The organism is Cetobacterium sp. (assembly GCF_048470075.1).
GTDB lineage: Bacteria > Fusobacteriota > Fusobacteriia > Fusobacteriales > Fusobacteriaceae > Cetobacterium_A.
Window position 1 is genome coordinate 1 of record NZ_DBGBQB010000032.1, and the last position, 2,478, is coordinate 2,478.

Below are 2,478 nucleotides of genomic sequence, written 5' to 3' on the forward strand. Positions count from 1 at the left end.
ATCTTTATTTGTATATTCTTTTTATTTTCTCCTCTAATTTTAAAGGTATTCTATAATTTTCTTCGGTTATCTTTTGAAGGGTATAGTATGGTTTATTTTTATAATTTTTTCTTTCTCTTTCCTCTTCGTAAATCTCCTCCTCTATATCATTTTCAAACTCTATAAAATCTCCTATATATCTATTTATTATTTTCTCTATTTTTCTGTTCTTTATATTGGAATTTTCTAGCTCTGTCTCATTTCTCCACTTATGATTATCCTTATCATAAACTGCTACATATGGAATTCTATACGCATTTAAAATTTTTATAAACTGTGGAATTATACTTTTACTTCCACACTCCACTATAGAGTAGTTATAGTTATAAATTTCAAGTTTCTTAGCCAGGTAGGATATCGCTATCTTATCGGTTTGTCCCTCTACTAGTATCACTTTTTTTGCAAAAAACAACTCCCCTCTATCTGGATTTATCCAATAGTTCATATTAAAACTTTTTATCTCATCTCCATTTAATAATCTTCCTGTGTGTTGATAAACTTTCACTTCATTTTTTATTTTTTTTATTAAACATATTGACTTATATTGATTTAAGCCCACAAAATAGCTTGAATGTGTTTCCATTATTATCTGAACCCCTATTTTAGATAATTTCACTAATATAGAGTACATCTCTCTACTCTCTTGGGGACTTAAATGTAACTCTGGCTCTTCAAAAATTAAAAACATATTATAAAAATGATTTTTTAAATCTATCTCATACTCCTCTATATCCTCTAGAATATTTTTTAAGAAGCTAAAAAGTACCTTTCTTTGCAAACTTTGAGATAAAATATTTGATCTTAAGTGCCCTAATTTACTTTCTAACTCATTTGCAATTTTATTTTTTTTATTATCTGAGTCAAAAATAGTTTTAATTTGATTTAAAGCTTCATATATACTATTCTCTTTAGATGTTATAACTATCCCTTTAATATCTCTAAATCTTTTTTTGACACTATCTAAACTTAACTCTCTTTCCACTCCATGATCCAATACAAAATAGCTATCTTTTTCACCTATCTTTTTTACTAACTTTAAAGTTAAAAAACCACTATTTTTATCATAATACTTTATTTTAATCTCTATCTCTGATTTTTTATCTTTAAAATCTGAATCTTTAATTTCATAACCTCCTAAAATAGCTGCCAATCCCTTTAAGATACTTGTTTTTCCCCTATTTGATTCACCTATTAATATCAACATCTTTTGAAACTCAATATTTAAGTAACCAATACCTTGCCAATTTTTTATACTCAATCTTTTTATTTCCACTTTTTCACCTACTTTTCTTTTGGTAGTTGCTGAACTCTTTTAACTTTCATTGAATATCCCAAAACTCCCCAAGGATCTAGCGATCCTTTCAAACTTAAGGTGTCGCTATCTATCACTTTGGCTGTTCCATAATATTTTTTTCCATTCCATGAATCATATATCCATCCATCCACTAGTGCTGTTCCTTGCCTATTTAAACTCAAACCGCCAACAACCTGTAAACCTATGACTTTTCTATTTCTTAAATTTGGGTTTGAATTATTTCTATCCACTTGCTCTATCCCTTCCATAGAATCACCTTTTGGATATTTTAAATCTTTTAACCATCTCACATATCCCACATATTCCTGATCTTTCTTTTCAATCTCTATTATAACTTTTTTATCTGGCATTTCCCAATACCCTATATATGGATCTTTAGAAAAAAGTTGGCAGAACATCATTAAAAATAAAGCAATATAATATTTTTTCATCTTTCCTCCTCAATCTAAAATCGATACATACTCTTTCAACCCTCTTAACTCAAAAAGTTTTTTCAAAATTTTCTTAGATTCTTTTTTATTGATTGGAAAATTATTGTTCTCTAAAATTTTAAACCCTTTATAAGCATTCTCTGATACTACTTTTAAGTAGTCCTCTTGAGATTCTTTCTCACCTTTACTACTATGTATTAATTTTGATTTTAAAAGATTCACTTTTCCATTTTTTTTATCCTCCTCTATATCAAAAAAATCATCTAGAGCTTGTAATGCCATTCCTATTTCAAATATTCCCTTGGAATACTCTTTTAATTTTATATTATCCTCGACAACCAATGGAACTTCTAAACTTATTTTTAATAGTTCTCCACCTATTCCTCTATGTATTTTCTCCAAAATATACTCCTCATTTGGATATTCTGAATATTGAGATATATCTCTTAAACTCTCACTTATAGCTATTAAATAGATTTTATCAAATATCTTTTTAACAGCCATATCCTTTCCATCACTTAATTCAAGGCACTCTTTTGTCAAAAGATTCTGACATGTTAACATCACCAAACTATTTGATACCACTTTGTTTTTTAAGCTTTTTATAAAGATTAACCCCTTATTCTCATCATCTATAATGTTATCTGTCGATGTAACTATCTGTCTTAAGTATACTATTATTTTAGTATATCT

Annotated in this window: 3 protein-coding genes; all 3 read right to left on the reverse strand. The window is 27.7% G+C overall.

Features of this window, described 5'->3' with window-relative positions; genetic code table 11:
* Positions 1-4: 4 nt before the first annotated feature.
* The gene (locus tag ACMOUI_RS01075) at positions 5-1,312 is read right to left on the reverse strand and encodes an ATP-dependent nuclease (protein ID WP_418963897.1); all 1,308 of its coding nucleotides are present in this window, start codon (positions 1,310-1,312) and stop codon (positions 5-7) included.
* Between the two features lie 8 nt (positions 1,313-1,320).
* Entirely contained in the window at positions 1,321-1,785 is a 465-nt protein-coding gene (locus ACMOUI_RS01080) for a DUF2147 domain-containing protein (RefSeq protein WP_418963898.1), read from the reverse strand.
* Positions 1,786-1,794: 9 nt separating this feature from the next.
* Positions 1,795-2,478: class 1 isoprenoid biosynthesis enzyme (locus ACMOUI_RS01085; RefSeq protein WP_418963899.1), on the reverse strand; the 684-nt coding region annotated here is incomplete at its 5' end.